Source organism: Pseudomonas sp. JL3 (genome assembly GCF_031570575.1).
Classification (GTDB): domain Bacteria; phylum Pseudomonadota; class Gammaproteobacteria; order Pseudomonadales; family Pseudomonadaceae; genus Aquipseudomonas; species Aquipseudomonas cucumis.
This window is the reverse complement of sequence record NZ_JAKWJK010000021.1, coordinates 1-19,636: the sequence shown is the minus strand read 5'-3', so window position 1 is coordinate 19,636 and position 19,636 is coordinate 1. Positions and strand designations below refer to the sequence as shown.

At 59.9% G+C, this 19,636-nt stretch carries 16 protein-coding genes, 1 pseudogene and 1 riboswitch; of the genes and pseudogenes, 11 read left to right on the top strand and 6 right to left on the bottom strand.

Going from position 1 to position 19,636, the window contains the following annotated elements; translation table 11 throughout:
* Positions 1 to 32: 32 nt before the first annotated feature.
* Positions 33 to 1,199 (bottom strand): 1-acyl-sn-glycerol-3-phosphate acyltransferase, encoded by a 1,167-nt coding sequence (locus tag MMG91_RS25365; protein WP_305446861.1) that lies wholly within the window; start codon positions 1,197 to 1,199, stop codon positions 33 to 35.
* A 139-nt stretch (positions 1,200 to 1,338) separates the two neighbouring features.
* Here MMG91_RS25365 and MMG91_RS25360 point away from each other — a divergent pair, with 139 nt between their 5' ends.
* Genes MMG91_RS25360 through MMG91_RS25350 form a run of 3 tightly spaced genes read left to right on the top strand, consistent with a single transcriptional unit; the run spans position 1,339 to position 2,453 of the window.
* Positions 1,339 to 1,521, top strand: coding sequence for a CPXCG motif-containing cysteine-rich protein (locus MMG91_RS25360; RefSeq protein ID WP_018929594.1), 183 nt, complete (start codon positions 1,339 to 1,341; stop codon positions 1,519 to 1,521).
* Positions 1,522 to 1,533: 12 nt separating this feature from the next.
* Complete coding sequence (locus MMG91_RS25355; protein WP_310661063.1) at positions 1,534 to 1,794, top strand: putative signal transducing protein; 261 nt, start codon at positions 1,534 to 1,536, stop codon at positions 1,792 to 1,794.
* 35 nt (positions 1,795 to 1,829) lie between these two features.
* Positions 1,830 to 2,453: an SOS response-associated peptidase gene (locus MMG91_RS25350; protein WP_038981601.1), complete on the top strand. Its 624-nt coding sequence runs from the start codon at positions 1,830 to 1,832 to the stop codon at positions 2,451 to 2,453.
* Between the two features lie 121 nt (positions 2,454 to 2,574).
* Here the strand turns inward: MMG91_RS25350 and MMG91_RS29065 are convergent, their stop codons facing one another.
* Together MMG91_RS29065 and MMG91_RS29060 are read right to left on the bottom strand one after the other, a co-directional pair.
* Positions 2,575 to 3,318, bottom strand: coding sequence for a methyl-accepting chemotaxis protein (locus MMG91_RS29065; protein ID WP_371916308.1), 744 nt, complete (start codon positions 3,316 to 3,318; stop codon positions 2,575 to 2,577).
* Positions 3,319 to 3,429: 111 nt separating this feature from the next.
* Positions 3,430 to 3,627, bottom strand: a pseudogene (locus MMG91_RS29060) (HAMP domain-containing protein); the annotation flags it as partial.
* A 1,364-nt stretch (positions 3,628 to 4,991) separates the two neighbouring features.
* Here MMG91_RS29060 and MMG91_RS25340 point away from each other — a divergent pair.
* A complete protein-coding gene (locus MMG91_RS25340; RefSeq protein WP_310661062.1) occupies positions 4,992 to 5,810 on the top strand; it encodes a M48 family metallopeptidase in 819 nt (272 codons plus the stop codon).
* Between the two features lie 129 nt (positions 5,811 to 5,939).
* On the opposite strand, the gene MMG91_RS25335 is transcribed toward MMG91_RS25340, so the two are convergent.
* The 3 genes from MMG91_RS25335 to MMG91_RS25325 all read right to left on the bottom strand — a co-directional run bounded on the left by MMG91_RS25335 (position 5,940) and on the right by MMG91_RS25325 (position 8,778).
* On the bottom strand, positions 5,940 to 6,524 hold the full coding sequence (locus tag MMG91_RS25335; protein ID WP_032830419.1) for a TMEM165/GDT1 family protein: 585 nt from the start codon (positions 6,522 to 6,524) through the stop codon (positions 5,940 to 5,942).
* A 92-nt stretch (positions 6,525 to 6,616) separates the two neighbouring features.
* Positions 6,617 to 6,739: riboswitch (yybP-ykoY riboswitch) on the bottom strand.
* A 40-nt stretch (positions 6,740 to 6,779) separates the two neighbouring features.
* Positions 6,780 to 7,778 carry a class I SAM-dependent methyltransferase gene (locus tag MMG91_RS25330; protein WP_305446856.1) on the bottom strand — a complete coding sequence of 333 codons (999 nt, stop codon included), beginning with the start codon at positions 7,776 to 7,778 and terminating at the stop codon, positions 6,780 to 6,782.
* Between the two features lie 34 nt (positions 7,779 to 7,812).
* Complete coding sequence (locus MMG91_RS25325; protein WP_310661061.1) at positions 7,813 to 8,778, bottom strand: 2-hydroxyacid dehydrogenase; 966 nt, start codon at positions 8,776 to 8,778, stop codon at positions 7,813 to 7,815.
* A gap of 91 nt (positions 8,779 to 8,869) precedes the next feature.
* On the opposite strand from MMG91_RS25325, the gene MMG91_RS25320 reads away from it, so the two are divergent.
* The 7 genes from MMG91_RS25320 to MMG91_RS25290 all read left to right on the top strand — a co-directional run bounded on the left by MMG91_RS25320 (position 8,870) and on the right by MMG91_RS25290 (position 19,549).
* Positions 8,870 to 9,499, top strand: a complete 630-nt coding sequence (locus MMG91_RS25320) for a LysE family transporter (protein ID WP_310661060.1) — start codon at positions 8,870 to 8,872, stop codon at positions 9,497 to 9,499.
* Between the two features lie 191 nt (positions 9,500 to 9,690).
* Positions 9,691 to 11,373, top strand: coding sequence for a fatty acid--CoA ligase (locus tag MMG91_RS25315; RefSeq protein ID WP_310661059.1), 1,683 nt, complete (start codon positions 9,691 to 9,693; stop codon positions 11,371 to 11,373).
* 336 nt (positions 11,374 to 11,709) lie between these two features.
* Positions 11,710 to 13,599, top strand: a complete 1,890-nt coding sequence (locus MMG91_RS25310) for a DUF1302 domain-containing protein (protein ID WP_305446852.1) — start codon at positions 11,710 to 11,712, stop codon at positions 13,597 to 13,599.
* Positions 13,600 to 13,627: 28 nt separating this feature from the next.
* Positions 13,628 to 14,992 carry a DUF1329 domain-containing protein gene (locus MMG91_RS25305; protein WP_310661058.1) on the top strand — a complete coding sequence of 455 codons (1,365 nt, stop codon included), beginning with the start codon at positions 13,628 to 13,630 and terminating at the stop codon, positions 14,990 to 14,992.
* A gap of 244 nt (positions 14,993 to 15,236) precedes the next feature.
* Positions 15,237 to 17,975: a LuxR C-terminal-related transcriptional regulator gene (locus tag MMG91_RS25300; protein ID WP_310661057.1), complete on the top strand. Its 2,739-nt coding sequence runs from the start codon at positions 15,237 to 15,239 to the stop codon at positions 17,973 to 17,975.
* Between the two features lie 84 nt (positions 17,976 to 18,059).
* Positions 18,060 to 18,701, top strand: coding sequence for an MBL fold metallo-hydrolase (locus MMG91_RS25295; RefSeq protein WP_007905270.1), 642 nt, complete (start codon positions 18,060 to 18,062; stop codon positions 18,699 to 18,701).
* Between the two features lie 116 nt (positions 18,702 to 18,817).
* A complete protein-coding gene (locus MMG91_RS25290) occupies positions 18,818 to 19,549 on the top strand; it encodes an OmpA family protein (RefSeq protein ID WP_305446847.1) in 732 nt (243 codons plus the stop codon).
* Positions 19,550 to 19,636 lie beyond the last annotated feature (87 nt).

Genomic DNA, 19,636 nt, shown 5'->3' with positions numbered 1-19,636 from the left:
AAGGCGCCGTTGTCGTATTCAGCCGAAATCGCTTAAAGCGGCAACCCGGCCTTGACCCGATACTGATTACGCACCGGCGTCGCATATTGCAGCACCAGGAACGGACGATGCTCCTCAGGGCAAGCATCCAGCCGGCGCTGCCATTCTTCCTGGGCCTTGGCCAGTTCGTCAGCTGCAAACACCTCGGCCGCTTTCGGCACCTGCAGTTGCGGGTCGGCGTCTTTCCACTGCGCATACGCCAGGTAATGCGCCGGGAACAACCGGTAACCGCTGAGAATCTGCTTGTCCATTTCGATCGCCAATTGCTTGGTGTCTTCGAACAGCTCGGTGATCGGCGCGGCGAAGTTCACGTGGACCCGGCCTTTGTAACCGGTGATGCCTTTGGCGATGCTCACGTCATCCTCGCCCGGTGCCTTGGTGTAGCTGCCGGTGGTGGCGCGGATGTACAGCTCGCGGGCTTTGGCCTGGTCGCACGGGTCGTATTCGTAGCTGATCGACACCGGGGTGAGGTTCAGCGAACGGATGACTTCGCCGAACGGCTCGTCCTTGCGGCTCATGTGGAACATCTTGAGGATCGCCGACTCGGTGCGGTCGTCGCCGTCCTTGGCCCGGCCTTCAGCCTGGGCGATCCAGATCGAGGCGCAGTCGTTGCGGATCGAGTGGTTGATGTACGCCGACAACAGCTGATACGCCGCCATTTTTTCACGGCGACCGGTGATCGAACGGTGCACGATGAAGCTCTTGTTCAGACGCATCAGATCGCTGACAAAAGGTTTTTGCAGCAGGTTGTCGCCAATGGCAATGCGTGGGGTCGGCAGGCCGGCGTGGTACACGGCGTAGTTGACGAAGGCCGGGTCCATCACGATGTCGCGGTGGTTGGCGATGAACAGGTAGGCGCTGCCGGACTTGAATTGCTCCACGCCGGTGTAGGTCACCCCGTCCGTGGCACGCTCGATGGTGTGGTCGACGTAAAACTCGACTTTGTCCTGCAAGGTGGCCACCGACGTGATGCCGGCGAACTCACGGCGCAGCCGATGCGCTATAAGAGGTTTGAGCGCCCAGCCTAAAGCGCCGGCAAAACGCGGGAAGCGGAAGTGGGTGAGGATATCTAGAAACGCCTTGTCGCCGAGCAGCCGTGCCAGCACCGCTGGGACTTCGCTGTCGTCGTAAGGTCGGATGGCATCGAATTCGCCCATCATGCTCTCTTGTTAGAAACGGCTAGGGTAAGTAAAGGTTTTGATCGAAAACCAACAGGGCACGGTCTGAAAAGGTAGCCAGACGAAAATAGCCCTGCAAATAGACCGGCGATTATACGCACAAGTCACTTGGGAGACCGCGATGCTGGAAACTGCGCAGTATGAATGTCCGTATTGCGGTGAAGAAGTCGAGGCTGTTCTGGATTTGTCTGGCGGTGATCAGACCTATATCGAGGATTGTCCGGTGTGTTGTCGTCCCATTACCTTTGTATTGCAGGTTCACGGTGAGGAATGGCACCTCGACGTCTACAGCGAAAACGAATGAAGGGGTTCACCCATGCAGCGCATCTACGAGCCGGAAAACCTGATGGAAGGCGAATTGTTGCTGAGCATGCTGGCCAGCGAGGGTGTCGAGGCGCATCTGATGGGGCGGGATTTGATCGGCGGCACAGGAGAGTTGCCGATGTCCGGCCTGCTGGGCTTGTCGGTCGATAACGATCAGGCCGAATACGCCCGGGAGCTGATCGCCGCGTACAATGCCGCGCTGCCACTGTCCGGCGATGAACCGGACAGTTTTCCCGGCACGTTGGTCTGTTAGGCTGACGTTCGTTTGATCAAGAGTCGTATTGCCCCATGTGTGGACGTTATGCCCTGTTTCGCTGGAACCCCGCTTTCGCGGCCCTGCCCGGATTCCCCGCCGATCAGCAGGCCCAGTGGAATATCTCCCCCAACGATTCGGTGTTGATGCTGCGTGCCGGCGCAGACGGGCAACGTGAGTTGGCCCGCGCCCGCTGGGGCCTGACGCCGCCGTGGCTGACCGACCTGTCCCGCACCCCGGCCCATGCCCGCGCCGAAACCGTTGCCGAACAGCCGATGTTCCGCGAAGCCTTGCGTCTGCGTCGTTGCCTGCTGCCGGCCAATGGTTTCTATGAGTGGCGCGGCACCACACGCAAACGTCCATATTGGCTCACTCCGGGGGAGGGCTCGGCGCTGTTTTTCGCGGCAATCTGGGAGGCGTATCCGGTGCAGGAGCAGGTGTGGTTGAGTACGGCGGTGATCACCCAGCCGGCTTCGAGTCAGCGTCGACCGTTGATTCTCGATGCGGCGGGACAGGAAGCCTGGCTTAACCCCGAAACGCCGTTGCATGCCTTGCAGGCGTTGCTGGCCAGTGAGCCCGCGGCGTTGCGTGAGCGGGTGCTGGCGAACCTGGTGAATGATCCGAAGCTTAATGGGCCGGAGTGTTTGACGCCGGGTTGAGCGCGTAATGATCGTTCCCACGCTCCGCGTGGGAATGAATCCCGTGACGCTCTGCGTCACAGTGGACGCGGAGCGTCCATGGCTGCATTACTACGCAGAGCGTGGGGAACGATTATAAAACTCAAACCTTGAACTGATTGATCAACCGCCGCTGCTGTTCCGCCAACTTGGTCAAATCCGCACTGGCCGCGCTCGATTCATCCGCTCCACCGGCCACTTCATTGGCCACTTGACCGATGTTGATCACGTTACGGTTGATGTCGTCCGCCACCGCGCTCTGTTCCTCGGCGGCGCTGGCGATCTGGGTGTTCATGTCGTTGATCACCGACACCGCCTGCGTAATGGTCTCCAGCGCTTCGGCCGCTTTCGCCGCGTGTTGCACGCTTTCGTCGGTGCGGTTCTGGCTGTCTTCCATGACCCGCACCACATCGCGGGTGCCTTGCTGCAGTTGCTGGATCATGGTCTGGATTTCTTCCGTGGCCTTCTGGGTTTTCTGCGCCAGGTTGCGCACTTCATCGGCCACCACTGCAAACCCACGACCCTGCTCACCGGCACGGGCGGCTTCGATGGCGGCATTCAAGGCCAGCAGGTTGGTCTGCTCGGCGATGCCGCGAATGGCCGTCAGGATCGCGTTGATGTTTTCGCTGTCCTTGGCCAGGGTCTGCACCACGCCGACGGCTTTGCCGATTTCTACCGCCAAAACGCCAATTGAATTCGACGTATCCCGGACGATTTGCATGCCTTGCGCCGCTGCCTGATCCGCATGGCTGGCGGCTTGCGCGGCCTGGGTCGCATTGCGCGCGACATCCTGGGCGGTGGCGGTCATTTCATGTACGGCGGTCGCGACCTGATCAATCTCGGCCATTTGTTTATGCACGCCGATGTTGGTGCGAATGGCGATGTCGGCGGTGTGTTCCGACGAATCGCTGACGCTCTGCACCGATGTCACCACTTGCGTAATCATCGCCTGCAACTTGGCGAGGAAGGTGTTGAAGCCTTTGGCGATCGAGCCCAATTCGTCGGCGCGGTCGCTGGTCAATCGACGGGTCAAATCGCCTTCGCCTTGAGCGATGTCATCGAGCATCGCGACCATTTGCTTCAGTGGCCGGGCAATTCCGTGGCCTACCAGCCAGATCACCAACAAACCGATACCGGCGATCAACAGGCCGACCATGGCCATGCCAAAGGTGTCGGATTTGCGCTGTGCGTCCAGATCACCCTGAAGTTTTTGCAGATCAGCCATTACCGCGTTCAGCGGCAGTTGCAGCATCAAGGTCCAGCGGGCGTCGGTCTGGCCGATGCCGAAGGGCAGGTACAACTCGATCCGGCCCTGGGCCTTGTCGACGGTGTAAGTCACTTCGCCGCGCTTGAGATTGGCCATGTTGGCAATCTGCTTGCTGTCGAGGATGTCGCTGACCTTTTCGCCGAATTTGCTCGGGTCTTTGGTGTAGGCGACGATCCGGCCATTACCGCCGATCAGGGCCATTTCACCGGCACCGCTGTACAGTTTCTGATTCGCCCCCAGGAGCATTTCCTGGATGAAGTTCACCGACAGGTCGGCGCCGACGATGCCCTGGAACGCGCCATTGAGCATGATCGGTTCAATGAAAGAGGCGAGCATGACGATCTTGTCTCCGACCTTGTAGGGCGCCGGATCGATCACGCAGGATTTTTTGGTTTCTTTGGAGCACAGGTAGTACTCGCTGGCGCGCACGCCGGTGGACAGGGTTTTCTGGTCGTCGACGTCCACCAGTTTGTCCAGGCCCAGGCTGCCGTCTTCGTTGCGGAACCACCACGGCAGGAAGCGCCCGTTGCTGGCGTCGATGCCGACTACTTGAGTGTCGACGTAGGCCGCATCGTTGTGGTCGAGTGCGTTTTTTTCCCAACCAATGTAGGTGCCGAGAATTTTCGGGTTCCGGGCGACGTTTTCCTTGATCAGGCTGATCAGTTGCTCACGGCTCAGGCTCAGTTGCGGCTGGCCGTCGGCGCCTGGTGTGCCGATCAGCGCATTGACCCGCACCAGACCGCCGGCAATCAGCAGCGGCGCTTCGAGTTCGCGCTGGATCTGGCTGACCTGGGTTTGCGCCAGCGACGTCAGGCGTTGTTCGATGACTTGCTCGAACTGCGCCTGAGTCCGTTCCTGAACCATGTCTTGGGTCCGGGCGCCGGAAAACAGCGCATACAGCACCAGGGCTGCCACGACGCTGAGCACAATGGCGCCGGCCAGGGCGGCAACGGAAAACTGGATCGACTTGAATTTCATGGGTGCTCCGCACGCAAGAGGACGTCTGCAGAGCTGTATCGGCACGAGGCCGGAAAGTCATGAGCGCGGTGTGACGAATTGACTGTTTTGGAGTGCTGGATGTCGTAAGTGAAACATTGCTGGCCGTGATCGGCCGGGGGTGGGCGCTGTTGTATGAATTTTTTCCTACGGTGATCGGGACTTTGTCTGAAATGTACGTGTTACACGTCCGTTGTATCTGGCGCCGATACAAATCCCCACCTACGATACGCCGCATGTTTCCAGGGAGCTTTTTGATGAATAAGACATTGGTTGTGTGTGCACTGAGCGCAGGTCTGCTGCTCGCCGGTTGTCAGTCTGTGAACACCACCAGCGGTGGTGCCGTGGGCGTTGAGCGCAAGCAATACATGTTCAGCATGTTGTCGACCGCCGAGGTCAACCAGATGTACGCCCAGTCTTATCAAAAGACCGTCGGGGAGGCGAGCAGCAAAGGCGTGCTGGACAAAACCAGTAATGATGCCAAGCGCGTGCAGGCGATCTCCAGTCGGCTGATTGCCCAGGCGCCGGTGTTCCGTCCGGATTCGGCCCAGTGGCAATGGGAAGTGAACCTGATCAAGAGTGACGAACTGAATGCCTCCTGCGGGCCTGGCGGCAAGATCATTTTCTACTCCGGGCTGATCGACACCCTGCAACTCACCGACGATGAAATCGCCGCCATCATCGGCCATGAAATCGCCCACGCCTTGCGTGAGCACGGTCGCGAAGCCATGTCCAAGGCCTACGGTATCGAAATGGCCAAGCAGGGTGCTGGTGCGTTGTTCGGCCTGGGCGAGGGCGGCCTGGCTCTGGCGGACACCGTGGCGAAATACGGCATGACCTTGCCCAACAGTCGCGGCAATGAAAACGAAGCAGACTTGATCGGCCTCGAATTGGCGGCCCGCGCCGGGTACAACCCGAACGCAGCGATCACCCTGTGGAACAAGATGAGCAAAGCCTCGAATGGCGCGCCGCCAGAATTCTTGAGCACTCACCCGGCGTCGGCCAGTCGGATTGCTGCCTTGCAGGCGGCGATTCCGAAGGTTATGCCGTTGTATGAGAAAGCCAGGAAATCCTGAGTAAGTGATCGTTCCCACGTTCTGCGTGGGAATGCCGCCATGGACGCTCCGCGTCCGCTTTAACGTCGTGACGCGGAGCGTCACCGGATGCATTCCCACGCAGAGCGTGGGAACGATCGGGTTGTCGTGTCAAACCCACCCACTGCTCTGCATCGCCTTGTACACCGCAACAATCGCCAGGATCAGGAATGCCGACGCCGCCAGGCGACGGATCAGGGTCAAGGGCAGTTTGTCCGCCGCAAAGTTACCTGCCAGTACCACCGGCACGTTGGCAATCAACATCCCGGCGGTGGTGCCGATGATCACCAGCCACAGATCCGGGTATTGCGCGGCAAGCATCACCGTTGCGACTTGGGTCTTGTCGCCCATTTCCGCGAGGAAGAACGCAATCAGCGTGGTCAGGAACGGCCCGAACTTGCGGGCGGTGCTGGCTTCGTCTTCGTCCATTTTGTCCGGCACCAGCGTCCACAGGGCCGTGGCGGTGAAGCTCGCGGCGAGGATCCAGTGCAACGTCGCATTCGAGAAGAAACTGCCGAACCAGGCGCCTACCGCACCGGCTGCCGCATGGTTGGCCAGGGTCGCGGCGACGATGCCGGCGATGATTGGCCAGGGTTTGCGAAAGCGGGCAGCGAGAATGAGCGCGAGCAGTTGCGTCTTGTCGCCGATTTCGGCCAAGGCAACGATTGCGGTGGGAACGAGCAGAGAGTCCAGCATCATCAGGGTTTTCCTAAGGGGCGGGTCGACACGGCTATGACACGTACAGCCTTCCCGCCCCGGGTAAGGTGTTCGTGTCATAGGTCTTGTCAAACCCTGCGATCCGTCTGATGCGGACGCTTGGGTCGCATACGCCATGGTCTGAGGACCAAGTATGTTGACGTATGCCGGACGAGCGTGGCGCTCGTGGGAGACTACTCCCCTAGGACGGAGCGGATTCTGCCTAGGCAGAATCCGTTAGGCAAGCACTTATTATCAGCCGCGCTTGGCCCGGTAGATTCGAAAACCCTGTCCTTCAGCCTTGATCGCACACACGCCCAAGTGCTCTTCGATCAGCGGTTGATACTTCAGGAAGCTGTTCGCTACCAGTCGAAGTTCGCCACCGTTTTTCAGATGTTTAGCCGCTTTTCGCAGCAAGTTCTCGGTGGCGAAGTAGTCGGTGTGTACGCCGACATGGAACGGTGGATTGCTCAGAATCGCACTCAAACCCATCGGTGCGGCATCGATGCCGTCCCCGGTCATCACTTCCGCATCCAGGCCGTTGGCGGCCAGGGTCAGGCGACTGCTGGCGGCGGCAAACGCATCCACATCAAGCAGCGTGACCTGGTTGTGCGGATAACGCCGCTTGACCGCCGCCCCCAACACGCCCGCGCCGCAACCGAAGTCCAGCAAGTGGCCGCTGGGCAGTTTGTCCAGATGTTCCAGCAGCAGGGCGCTGCCGCGATCCAATCGACCGTGGCTGAACACGCCCGGCAGGCTGATGACTTTCAATGGGCCTTCGGCCAATGGCAGTTCGTAGGTCTGTGCCAGGCTTTCCAGCGACTTGGCTTCTGGCGCATTGGCCACGGTGACCTGCCAGAGCTGGCAGTGCCGTGCGCTGTCGAGCTTGCGTGGTTTACCGAAGGGGTTGAGCTGCTTGGCGGCGCCTTCGATGCCACTGCGCTTTTCGCCCACCAGGTACAACTCACGGCCTGCCAGACGAGAGGCGAGGGCGTTGAGGATGTAGTCGGTCAGGTCTTTGGACTTGGGCAGAAACACCACGGCGCTGTCGAACCCGCGCTCCGGCGCATTCACGCCGAAATGGCTGCGCTCGGCGAAACGGGCGTCCAGCGCCGCTTGATCGCCGGCATGCCAGCACCAGCCATGGGCGTCGGGCAAGCGGCCCAGCAAATCATCGGCGGGCAAACCGGCCAGCAGCACCGACCCCTGGAATAACTCGGCCTGACGAAGCAGTACTTCACTGCGCGGATCCATACTCTGCTCCTGGAAAAAAAAGTGCCGCAGTTTATCAACTGACGACCCGCAGCGCTTGACCGCTGAAGTAGCCTTGGGCGTTTTCGGTCAACTGGCCAACGATTCTTTGCCGCGCCTCGCGACTGCCCCAAGCGTTGTGCGGGGTGACGATCAACCGTGGAATATCCAGAGCCAGCAGCGGATTGCCCGCGGTGGGTGGTTCGACGCTCAACACGTCGGTGGCCGCGCCGCCCAGGTGACCGTTGCGCAGGGCGTCGGCCAATGCTTGCTCGTCAATCAAGCCACCGCGCGCGGTGTTGACCACGAAAGCACCGGGTTTCATCGAGGCCAGTTCGCGGGCGCCGATGAAGTGGCGAGTGTGTTCGTTGAGCGGGCAGTGCAGGGTCAGGGCGTCGATTTGTGGCAGCAATTCATTCAGTGGCAAGCGATCCGGTCGGGAAGGGCGCCCCGGAATCTGCCCCAGCAACACTCGCATGCCGAACGCCTCGGCCAACCGCGCCACGGCACTGCCCAGTTCACCGTGGCCAAGCAGGCCGAGGGTTTTGCCTTCGAGTTCAACAATCGGGTAATCCAGCAGGCAGAACTGTTTCGCCTGCTGCCAACGACCTTCGGCAACGGCTTTTTGATAGTCGGCCAGGCGCGTCGCGAGATTCAGCAACAACATAATCGTGTGCTGAGCCACCGACGGCGTGCCGTAACCCTGGCAGTTGCAAACGGTAATCCCGTGAGCGCGGGCGGCGGCGAGGTCCACGTTGTTGGTGCCGGTGGCAGTGATCAGGATCAGCTTCAACTCGGGGCTGGCCGCCATGGCCGACGCATCGATCGGGATTTTGTTGCTGATGGCGACAGTGGCGCCTTTGAGGCGTTCGATCACCTGATCAGGCGTGGTTTGCGCGAACAGCTGCAACTCGCTGAAGCACTCGTGTAGGGGGCTGAGGTCGAGATCGCCGAGGTCCAGGGACGGATGGTCGAGGAAAACGGCGCGGCGAAAGTTCGTCATCAACTGTACCTTTTGTGCATTGAACTGAAGGCGTAATCTGCCGAGCCTACCAGATGAAACAAACAGTTACGCTGGCCCAAAAGGAGCCCTCATGTATTGGACAGAGTTCTTGACCGTTGCCCTGATTCACCTGCTGGCCGTCGCCAGCCCCGGTCCGGACTTCGCCGTGGTGGTGCGTGAGAGCGTGACCCACGGTCGTCGTGCCGGGACATGGACGGCGTTGGGCGTCGGCTCGGCGATTTTCCTGCACGTCGGTTATTCGCTGTTGGGTATCGGGCTGATCGTGTCTCAGTCGATCGTGCTGTTCAACGCCTTGAAATGGGCCGCCGCCGCGTACCTGCTGTACATCGGTTACAAGGCTCTGCGTGCACAACCGGCCCCATCTGCGGCTGACGACCTGCATCAGGAAGCGGGCGAACGTACCGCGCGTGGCGCCTTCACTTCGGGATTCGTGACCAATGGCCTGAACCCGAAAGCCACGCTGTTTTTCCTGTCGTTGTTCACCTTGGTGATCAACCCGCACACGCCCCTGGCGGTACAAGCGGGTTACGGGATTTATCTGGCAGCGGCGACGGCAGTCTGGTTCTGCCTGGTGGCGATGCTGTTCAGTCAGCAGCGCGTGCGTGCCGGTTTCGCTCGCATGGGCCACTGGTTCGACCGGACCATGGGCGCGGTGTTGATCGCCATTGGGGTGAAACTCGCGTTCACCGAGATGCACTGATTTCTCGAAATACGCGGTCCCTTGTAGGGTTAAGCTGCACGTTCGTACACATGAATCCCTGCAAATGCTGGCGCAAAGCTAGCATTTATACGGTTGTGCAAATCATCCCTTTGGCTGATTTGGCTGGCGTTCAAGGCCTCTAGAGTGCTTAGCTTTAGCAGCCAAGACTGTGCAGTCAAAAAGGGACTCTTATGTTGCAGACTCGCGTTATCCCCCCAGCCGAGGGCGCTTACCAGTATCCGCTGTTGATCAAACGGCTGCTGATGTCCGGTGCCCGTTATGAAAAAACCCGCGAGATCATCTACCGCGATCAATTGCGCTACAGCTATCCGACCCTGATCGAGCGGGTCGCGCGGCTGGCCAATGTGCTGACGGCTGCCGGCGTGAAGGCCGGGGACACCGTGGCGGTGATGGACTGGGACAGCCATCGCTACCTGGAATGCATGTTTGCCATCCCGATGATCGGTGCGGTAATCCACACCATCAACGTGCGCCTGTCGCCGGAACAGATTCTCTATACCATGAACCACGCCGAGGACCGCTTCGTGCTGGTCAACAGCGAGTTCGTCGGGCTGTACAAGGCGATTGCCGGGCACCTGACCACCGTGGAGAAAACCCTGCTGCTGACCGACTTGCCGGAAAAAACCGCCGACCTGCCGAACCTTATTGGTGAGTACGAGCAATTGCTGGCCGCCGCGAGCCCGCAGTACGACTTTGAAGATTTCGACGAAAACTCGGTGGCCACCACGTTCTACACCACGGGCACCACCGGGAACCCCAAAGGCGTGTATTTCACCCATCGCCAACTGGTGCTGCACACCATGGGGGTGTCGACCATCATGGGGTCCATCGACAGCGTGCGCCTGCTGGGCACCAACGATGTGTACATGCCGATCACCCCGATGTTCCACGTGCATGCCTGGGGCTTGCCGTATGTAGCAACCATGCTCGGGCTCAAGCAGGTCTACCCCGGCCGTTACGACCCCGAGTATCTGGTGGAGTTGTGGCGCAAGGAGAAGGTGACCTTTTCCCACTGCGTGCCGACCATTCTGCAAATGGTCCTCAATGCCAAGGCGGCGCAAAACACCGATTTCGGTGGCTGGAAAATCGTCATCGGCGGCAGTGCGCTCAACCGTGCGCTGTACGAAGCGGCCAAGGCCAAGGGCATTCAGTTGACCGCCGCTTACGGCATGTCGGAAACAGGGCCATTGGTATCGTGCGCGCACCTTAACGATGAGCTGATGGCCGGTACCGAAGACGAACGCACCACTTACCGGATCAAGGCCGGTGTGCCGGGACCATTGGTCGAAGCGGCGATTATCGACACCGACGGCAACTTCCTGCCTGCCGATGGCGAGACCCAGGGCGAACTGGTGTTGCGTGCGCCGTGGCTTACCGAGGGTTATTTCAACGAGCCGCAGAAAGGCGCCGAGCTCTGGGCCGGGGGCTGGCTGCACACCGGCGACGTGGCGACACTGGACAGCATGGGCGTGATCGACATTCGCGACCGGATCAAGGACGTGATCAAGACCGGCGGCGAGTGGATCTCCTCCCTGGACCTGGAAGACCTGATCAGCCGCCACCCTGCGGTACGCGAAGTAGCAGTGGTGGGCATCGCCGATCCGCAGTGGGGCGAACGGCCATTTGCGCTGCTGGTCGTCAGGGAAGGGCATGAGATCGGGGCCAAGGAACTCAAGGAGCACCTCAAGCCGTTCGTTGAACAGGGGCACCTGAGCAAGTGGGCCATCCCGAGCCAGATCGCCATTGTTACTGAAATTCCCAAGACCAGTGTCGGTAAGCTCGACAAGAAGCGCATCCGCGTCGACATCACCGAATGGCAGGCCAACAACAGCACCTTCCTCTCGACGCTTTAAGCGTCATCTGGCGCGCCGAAAACGGCGCGCCAGACCCACCAAGCAAGCGCTTGGCTTGTGAAATCCGAATTTTCAGCCATCCTTGCCGTGCCGACATGTGTCGGACTGGCGAAAGGACTGTTCCAGAGTGGCCGGCAGCTGCAAATCACACTTTAGAGGGATCAAGCACTACTACCTGCTGGCTATAGTCCGCTCAAGGAATTTTTAAGAACGGAGCGCGCGCACAAAACGGGGCGATGCAACTTTGGAGTGACGTCGGAACCGCTTGGCTTCCGGTCACCCACAACGTTTTTAAAAGTACTCAGCCATAACAATAATGCACATGGAGTAGCGTCGATGACATCAGTAAACCAGTTCTGGCGCCGGGCGAAACTGCCCCTGGCGGTCAGTCTCGCCTCTTCGCTCGCCGGGCCTGCATTCGGCGTCAGTTTCAACGTCGGTGAGATCGAAGGTCAATTCGACTCATCCCTGTCGATCGGAGCCAGTTGGTCTACTCAGAGCCCGAACAAGAACCTCATCGGCGTCAATAACGGGGGCCACGGTCTGTCCCAGACGTCCGATGACGGTCACAACAACTTCAAGAGCGGCGAAACCTTCTCGAAAATCTTCAAGGGTATCCACGACCTTGAATTGAAATACGGCGATACCGGTGTCTTCGTCCGGGGTAAATACTGGTACGACTTCGAACTCAAGGATGAAAGCCGCGAGTTCAAGGACATCAGCGACAGCAATCGCAAGGAAGGCGCCAAGTCCGCCGGCGGCCAGATCCTCGACGCCTTCGTCTACCACAACTACGCCATTGCCGATCAGCCGGGTTCCGTGCGTTTGGGCAAGCAGGTCGTGAGCTGGGGTGAAAGTACCTTCATCGGCGGCGGTATCAACTCGATCAACCCGATCGACGTGTCCGCGTTCCGTCGTCCTGGCGCCGAGGTCAAGGAAGGTCTGATCCCGGTCAACATGTTCTACGTGTCCCAGAGCCTGACCGACAATTTGTCGGCCGAAGCCTTCTATCAGCTCGAATGGGACCAGACGGTTGTCGATAACTGCGGCACCTTCTTCTCCCAGCCGGACATCATCGCCGACGGCTGCGACAACAACCTGCGTGTGCTGAACAAGCGTTCGACCATTCCGGCCATCGCATTGGGCCCATTGGCCGCTGCGGGCGTCGACGTCAACGAAGAAGGTGTGCTGGTGCGTCGCGGTCCTGATCGCGATGCGCGGGACAGCGGCCAGTGGGGCGCGTCCTTGAAATACATGTTCGAACCGCTCGATACCGAGTTCGGCGCGTACTTCATGAACTACCACAGCCGGGCGCCGATTTTCAGCGCCACGGGTGCTCCGCAATCGATCTACAACGGCGTGGCAGCTTTGCCAGCGGCGTTCCGCGCGCTGGGGCCGCTGGTGGTCGCCGGTAATTCCGAGTACTTCGTCGAGTACCCGGAAGATATCCGCCTCTACGGCTTGAGCTTCTCCACCACCCTGCCTACCGGTACGGCCTGGAGCGGCGAGATCAGTTACCGTCCGAACGCGCCGGTGCAGCTCAACTCCACCGACATCTTGTTTGCTGGCGTGCGCCCATTGGGCGGTGCCTTGGCCAACGCTTCGCTGCTCCCCGGTGTACCGGGGCAGGATCTGCACGGCTATCGCCGCAAAGAAATCACCCAGTTCCAGACCACTCTGACGCACTTCTTCGATCAGGTCATGGGCGCCAGCCGTCTGACCCTGGTGGGCGAAGTGGGCGTGACCCATGTTGGCGGCCTGGAAAGCAGCTCCGACGTCCGTTACGGCCGTGACCCGGTCTACGGGCCTGGTGAACTGCCGGCTACCGGCGGCCTCAACACCTGCTCGGCGATCCTCAACACCAGCACCATCAACGGTGCCGGTCCGGGCGCTGCTACCAACAACCGCAGCCGCAACTGCGAGGACGAGGGCTTTACCACGTCGATGTCGTGGGGTTATCGCGGTCGCGCCATCTGGGAATACAACGACGTATTCGCCGGTGTGAACCTCAAGCCGAACGTGGCCTGGTCCCACGACGTGAGCGGTTACTCGCCTGGCCCTGGCGGCAACTTCGAGGAAGGTCGTAAAGCGGTGAGCCTGGGTGTCGATGCCGAATACCAGAACACCTACACCGCGAGCCTGGCCTATACCAACTTCTTCGACGGCAAGTACACCACTGTGGATGATCGCGACTTCGTTGCGCTCAGCTTCGGCGTGAACTTCTAAGCACTGTATTTTCAGGACGAACACATTTATGAAAATAACAAAGAGTCTGTTTCACGTTGGCGTTCTGGGGCTTTCGCTGCTGGCAACCGGTGTCATGGCGGCGGTCCCTGCGGCCGAAGCGGACAAGCTGGGCAAGAGCCTGACCCCGATGGGCGCCGAGATGGCGGGCAACGCCGACGGTTCGATCCCGGCCTGGAAACCCATGCCGAAAAACGCCGGTAGTGTGGACAGCAAGGGTTTTCTGTCTGATCCATACGCGAGTGAAAAACCGCTGTTCACCATCACCGCGCAGAACGTCGACCAGTACAAGGACAAGCTCGCACCGGGCCAGTACGCGATGTTCAAGCGCTACCCGGAAACCTTCAAGATGCCGGTCTACCCGTCCCATCGCGGTGCCACCGTGCCGGACGAGGTGTTTGCCTCGATCAAGAAGAACGCCACAAACACTAACCTGGTGTCCGGCGGCAACGGTCTGGAAAACTTCGAAACCGCGATCCCGTTCCCGATTCCGAAAAGCGGCGTTGAAGTCATCTGGAACCATATCACCCGTTATCGCGGCGGCAGTGTGACCCGCCTGATAACCCAGGCGACACCGCAGCCGAACGGCTCGTTCAGCCTCGTGTACTTCGAGGACCAGTTCGTGTTCCGCGACAAGATGAAGGATTACGACCCAAAAAATCCGGGCAACATCCTGTTCTACTTCAAGCAGAAAGTGACCGCGCCGGCACGTCTGGCCGGTGGCGTGCTGCTGGTACACGAAACCCTCGACCAGGTTAAAGAACCGCGTTCGGCGTGGGTCTACAACGCCGGGCAGCGCCGTGTGCGTCGTGCGCCTCAAGTGTCCTATGATGGGCCGGGTACCGCGGCCGATGGCCTGCGTACCTCCGACAACCTGGACATGTACAACGGTGCGCCGGATCGCTATGACTGGAAGCTCGAAGGCAAGAAAGAGATGTACATCGCCTCCGACAGCTACAAGCTCGATTCGCCACAACTGAAGTACGGAGACATCATCAAGGCCGGTCACATCAACCAGGACCTGGCTCGCTATGAACTGCGTCGGGTCTGGCATGTGGTTGCGACCCTGAAGGAAGGTCAGCGTCACATCTACGCCAAACGTGACTTCTACATCGACGAAGACACCTGGCAGGCGGCGGTGGTAGACCACTACGACGGTCGCGGGCAACTGTGGCGCGTCGCCGAGGCTCACTCCCAGAACTACTACGACAAGCAAGTGCCGTGGTACACCCTCGAAACCTTGTACGACCTGCAATCGGGCCGCTATTTGGCCCTGGGCATGAAGAACGAAGAGAAGTCGGCCTATAACTTCGGTTTCACCGCCAGCACCGCCGATTTCACTCCGGCCGCGTTGCGTCAGGAAGGCGTTCGCTAAAAACGTTGTAACCCGAGGCCGCATCCTCGAAAAAACGCCCCGACTGGTTCGGGGCGTTTTTTTGGAAGTTCATTAAGAGCGTCGTAGCAGCTGTCGAGGTCGGTGTGGCTATCCGGTTTACCGACATTTTTGGTTGTAGTCTTTTTGTAGTCATTTGTAGCAATAACCTTCAATAGCTCTTCGTTTACCGCTAGGCTGCGGACATCTGTAACGCCGCCATCAGCCTTTCAAACAAGAGCCGGCCATGACTGATCTGTCCCCACTTCCGGGCCCCGCAAGCGTTGCCGTCGCCACATTGGGCGGGCGCTTTTTCCGGCCACCGCTGCCCGACGGCCATGTGCTGCGGCCGCGTTTGTGCGAGCGCCTGAGCGCCGGCCTTGGTGGCAGGCTGTTGCTGGTCAGTGCGCCGGCGGGGTTCGGCAAGAGTTCATTGGCGGTGGAGTTTTGCCAGGGATTACCGGAGCACTGGCAAAGCCTGTGGCTGGGGTTAAGTCCTCGGGACAGCGATCCCGGCCGCTTTCTTGAACGGCTGCTCGAAGGTCTTCAAGAGTATTTCCCGCAGTTGGGCCGCCAGGCGCTGGGGCTGCTGAAAATGCGCCAGCGTCATCAGCCGTTCGCTTTCGAAGAATGGCTGGACGGTTTGCTCGATGAACTGGCTGTGCACCTTTCACCCGGTAAGCCGCTGCTGTTGGTGCTCGATGACTATCATCTGGCCCAAGGCCCAGTGCTTGATCGCTGTCTGCAGTTTTTTCTCAATCATTTACCCGATGGTCTGCTGGTCATGGTCACCAGCCGGCAACGTCCCGACTGGCACCTGGCACGCCTGCGACTGTCGCGGCAACTGCTCGAGTTGCATGAGCAGGATCTTCGTCTGACCCACGATGAAGCCCTGACCTTGCTCGATCGGCACAGCATTTCATTGCGTGGCGAGGCGCTGGAGAGTTTGATCCAGCGCAGCGAAGGCTGGGTGGCCGGGCTGCGTTTCTGGCTGCTGGCGGCCTCCGAGGCGGGTAGCGAGGGCGCATTGCCCCAATCGCTGTATGGTGGGGAAGGGCTGATTCGCGATTACCTGCTCGAAGAAGTCATCGATTGCCTGCCCGCCGAAGTGCAGTCATTCCTGTACGACACCGCACCTCAAGAGCGCTTTTGCAGCGAGTTGTGTGACGCCGTGCGCGAAGCCCATGACAGTGCAGAGATCTTGCGTTTCCTGCTGGCGCATCAGGTGTTTCTGGTGCCGCTGGACGAACACGGTCACTGGTATCGCTATCATCACCTGTTTTCCGACCTGCTACGCAGCCGACCCACCGCCCAGGCGATGGTGCCGACGGCCAGCCTGCATCTGCGTGCCTGCCGCTGGTTCAATGCCCAAGGGTTACTCGATGAGGCGGTAGAGCAGGCGTTGCGTGCCGGGCATCTGGACGTTGCAGCAAATTTGGTACAAAACCTCTCTGAAGAACAGCTGCTGGCCGAGCAGAACGTCGGCATGTTGCTGCGCTGGAAAATGGACTTGCCCGACAGCCTGCTGATCAGCACGCCACGGCTGATCGTGCTCTACAGCTGGGCGTTGGGTCTGGCCTGCCAACTGGACGCCGCCGAGGAACTGGCCAGCCACTTGAGCCGCTTCCTGCCAGCTCCGTCGGCCACCGCGCAAAAATCCATGCTGGCGCAATGGCTGGCCCTGAGCGGCATCATTGCCCGGGGCCGAGGCAATCGCGAGCTGACATTGCGCTATTGCACCGAAGCGCTGGAGAGCCTGCCGGCCAAACGCTATGGGCAGCGTCTGATGTGCCTCTCGACATTGTCGAATCTGGCCATTGCCGACAGTGACCTCTGGCGTGCCCGGGGGCTGAATCGTGAGTCCCTTGAACTGGCACAACGAGTCGGCAATCCGTTGTTCGAGGCATTGGCCCATTACGACCGCGCCCGCGTACTGCAGGCGCGCGGTGAGATTCTTCGTTCGCTGGACGAAGTCCGCCAGGGATTGCAGCGTCTGCAAGGCTTATCCCCGCAACGGCTTTATGCGGTGCGCGCACGGCTGACCTTATACGAGGGATTTTTGCTGGCGCTGCGCTTGCAACCCCAGGCCGCGCGGGCACGTTTGCTCGCGGGTTTGGCCGAAGCGCGGGCCTGTCGCGACATCAGTGTGCTGATCGGCCACTGCGTGATTGCACGTCTGGAGGGCAGCAGCGGTGAGTTCGCCAAAGCCTTCGCTGAACTCGCCGAGGCAGAGCGGCTGATGCACATCTGGGACGTCCCGCCGATTTATTACCTGGCGATGATCACCCTGGTCAAATGCGAACTCTGGCTGGCCCAGGGCCGCACCGACCTGGCCGATGCCTGGCTCGCGCGATTGGGCCAGACCTACAACGGCGAGCACCCGGCGGCCCCCCCGGAATTCCATCCGCAACTGCCACTGCACATTGAACTGCAACAGGCGGTGCTGGACGTGATGAAAGGCCAGCCCATGCTCGCCGAAGCGCGCTTGAATACGTTGCATGAACACGGTCAACACAGCGGTCGGCAGATGCTCAGCGTGATGGCGCTGAGTCAGAAAATCATGCTGTTGCTGGCGGGCGGGCGCGAAGCCGAGGCCCGCAAGGCATTGACCCAGGCTTTGGAAGCGGCTTCCGGTGGCGTCCTGCAACCGTTTGACCCATTGTTGACCGAACACCCGGACTGGCTGCGCGGGCAACTTCAACTCTGTGCGCCGACGGCCGTTTCGCAGAGTCTCTCGGAAAAGCTTCCGGCTCTGGTCTCCCGCCCGATGCCGGAGGCGTCGCCTGCTGCGGAACAACTCAGTACGCGTGAAATGGCCGTTCTGCGACTGATCGCGCAGGGGTGTTCGAACCAGGAAATCAGTGATCAGTTGTTTATTTCGCTGCACACGGTGAAAACCCATGCCAGTCATATCAACAGTAAGTTGGGGGTTGAGCGCAGGACCCAGGCGGTGGCGAGGGCGAAGGAGTTGGGGGTGTTGGGGTAACGCATTTTACGATGCACATGGAGTAAATGGATCAGGGCAATTCTGTGCCAAAATTGGCCATTCCTGTTTTCCGAGCGTGCCCTGATGTCCCAGCAACCCACCCTCATCCGCGAAACCTTCCCCGTCGGGCCGTTGCAGTGCAACTGCACAATTATTGGCGACCCGATCACCAAAAAAGCCATCGTCGTCGACCCGGGCGGCAATCACGAACTGATCCTCGCGCGCCTCGATGCGTTGGGCCTGAAGGTGGTCAGCATCATTCACACTCACGCGCACCTTGATCACTTTCTGGCTTCCGGGCAGCTCAAGGAAAAAACTGGCGCGACGCTGCACCTGCATAAAGAAGATCAATTCCTCTGGGACAACCTGGAAATGCAGTGCCAGATGTTCGGTGTGCCTTACACCCCCGTGCCATCGCCAGATCGCTGGTTGGCCGACGATGAAGAGCTGGCTTGCGGTTGTGGCGTGGCGTTGCACACGCCGGGTCATACACCGGGTTCCATGAGCTTTTGGTTTTCAGAGGCTAAGCTGCTGATAGCCGGCGATACGCTGTTCAAGCGTGGGGTAGGGCGCACGGATTTATGGGGAGGCGATCAGGCGACTCTCGTGCGTTCGATCAAGCAACGGTTGTATACCCTCGACGAAGAGGCGACGGTGGTGACCGGTCATGGTCCGGATACGTGTCTGGGCGATGAAATGCGCGGTAACCCCTTTGTACGAGCCTGAAGATGCAGTTGTGAAAGGCACGACGGAATTTTTGGCGTTGGCCATGATCCAACGCCCGCAAAGGTTCATTGCTTAAGTCCGCTGCACCACAGAATGCAAAAAAGTAGGAGCTCTCCATGTTCACCTCGCGTCGTTTGATTATTGTCGCTACTGCTGTGGCTTTGTTGTCCGGTTGCGCATCGCAGAACCCTTATGACAATCAGGGTCAGGCTGATGGCGGCTCTACGGGCATGAGCAAAACCGCCAAATACGGTGGCCTCGGCGCCTTGGCCGGTGCACTGGCCGGTGCCGCCATCGGTCACGATAACCGTGGCAAGGGCGCGCTGATTGGCGCCGCCGTAGTGGGGGCTTCCGCCGCCGGTTATGGTTACTACGCCGACCAGCAGGAGAAAAAGCTGCGGGCCAGCATGGCCAACACTGGGGTTGAAGTGCAGCGTCAGGGCGATCAGATCAAGCTGATCATGCCGGGCAACATCACCTTCGCCACCGATTCGGCGAACATCGCGTCGAGTTTCTACCAGCCGCTGAACAACCTGGCGGCCTCGCTCAAGGAGTTCAACCAGAACCAGATCGAGATCGTCGGCTACACCGACAGCACCGGCAGCCGTCAGCACAACATGGACCTGTCCCAGCGTCGTGCCCAGAGTGTGGCGACTTACCTGACCTCCCAGGGTGTCAGCGGCGCCAACCTGTCGGCGCGCGGTGCCGGGCCGGATAACCCGATTGCCAGCAATGGTGATGTGAATGGCCGGGCTCAGAACCGCCGTGTCGAGGTCAACCTGAAGGCGATTCCGGGCCAGCAATATGGCGGTCAGCAACAGCCAGGCACTGTTCAGCAGTACCCATAAGCAGCTGATCTCTCCCTGAAATGAAAATGCCCGATCCTTAAATGATCGGGCATTAATGAGATGGTCACCCCCACACCCTGCGAGGGC

Bases quoted from the DNA above. Each gene is read 5' to 3' on its own strand.
- MMG91_RS25365 (WP_305446861.1), bottom strand. From the start codon at position 1,199: ATGATGGGCGAATTCGATGCCATCCGACCTTACGACGACAGCGAAGTC.
- MMG91_RS25290 (WP_305446847.1), top strand. From the start codon at position 18,818: ATGTTCACCTCGCGTCGTTTGATTATTGTCGCTACTGCTGTGGCTTTG.
- MMG91_RS25295 (WP_007905270.1), top strand. From the start codon at position 18,060: ATGTCCCAGCAACCCACCCTCATCCGCGAAACCTTCCCCGTCGGGCCG.
- MMG91_RS25360 (WP_018929594.1), top strand. From the start codon at position 1,339: ATGCTGGAAACTGCGCAGTATGAATGTCCGTATTGCGGTGAAGAAGTC.
- MMG91_RS25355 (WP_310661063.1), top strand. From the start codon at position 1,534: ATGCAGCGCATCTACGAGCCGGAAAACCTGATGGAAGGCGAATTGTTG.
- MMG91_RS25340 (WP_310661062.1), top strand. From the start codon at position 4,992: ATGAATAAGACATTGGTTGTGTGTGCACTGAGCGCAGGTCTGCTGCTC.
- MMG91_RS25350 (WP_038981601.1), top strand. From the start codon at position 1,830: ATGTGTGGACGTTATGCCCTGTTTCGCTGGAACCCCGCTTTCGCGGCC.
- MMG91_RS25325 (WP_310661061.1), bottom strand. From the start codon at position 8,778: ATGACGAACTTTCGCCGCGCCGTTTTCCTCGACCATCCGTCCCTGGAC.
- MMG91_RS25330 (WP_305446856.1), bottom strand. From the start codon at position 7,778: ATGGATCCGCGCAGTGAAGTACTGCTTCGTCAGGCCGAGTTATTCCAG.
- MMG91_RS25300 (WP_310661057.1), top strand. From the start codon at position 15,237: ATGACTGATCTGTCCCCACTTCCGGGCCCCGCAAGCGTTGCCGTCGCC.
- MMG91_RS25310 (WP_305446852.1), top strand. From the start codon at position 11,710: ATGACATCAGTAAACCAGTTCTGGCGCCGGGCGAAACTGCCCCTGGCG.
- MMG91_RS25335 (WP_032830419.1), bottom strand. From the start codon at position 6,524: ATGCTGGACTCTCTGCTCGTTCCCACCGCAATCGTTGCCTTGGCCGAA.
- MMG91_RS29065 (WP_371916308.1), bottom strand. From the start codon at position 3,318: ATGGCCGAGATTGATCAGGTCGCGACCGCCGTACATGAAATGACCGCC.
- MMG91_RS25305 (WP_310661058.1), top strand. From the start codon at position 13,628: ATGAAAATAACAAAGAGTCTGTTTCACGTTGGCGTTCTGGGGCTTTCG.
- MMG91_RS25320 (WP_310661060.1), top strand. From the start codon at position 8,870: ATGTATTGGACAGAGTTCTTGACCGTTGCCCTGATTCACCTGCTGGCC.
- MMG91_RS25315 (WP_310661059.1), top strand. From the start codon at position 9,691: ATGTTGCAGACTCGCGTTATCCCCCCAGCCGAGGGCGCTTACCAGTAT.